This window comes from uncultured Psychroserpens sp., from assembly GCF_947494225.1.
Taxonomy (GTDB): Bacteria; Bacteroidota; Bacteroidia; order Flavobacteriales; family Flavobacteriaceae; genus Psychroserpens.
Genome location: NZ_CANLUG010000031.1, coordinates 1 through 332, shown reverse-complemented (window position 1 = coordinate 332; position 332 = coordinate 1). Strand labels below are relative to the sequence as shown.

The following is a 332-nucleotide window of genomic DNA, read 5'->3' as shown; positions in this document are numbered from 1 at the left end:
ACATGCTCTCCTAAAGAGACATCAACAAATATGGGTTCATCTTGCCATGGACCTCCATCTAAACTGTACTCATACTCCCCAACTCCTACAACACTTACCTCTATAACATGTGTGTCTGCAAAGGCCTCTGTGGTTACTGTAGCTGTAACCTCTGGTGGATCACTCTCTATTACCTCGGTACTATCACTACTCTCACACATAGTCACTGTAGAGGTCGTGATATCCGTAACCGTTACACTATAAGTACCACCCTCGGTTGGCATATAACTACCATCTGTTGCTCCTACAATCTCTACGCCATTAAAAAACCATACAAAACTATAGGTTGGACT

The 332-nt window shown here is 43.1% G+C and carries 1 pseudogene; it reads right to left on the bottom strand.

Going from position 1 to position 332, the window contains the following annotated elements:
- A pseudogene (locus tag Q0893_RS19520) lies at positions 1 to 332 on the bottom strand (hypothetical protein); the annotation flags it as partial.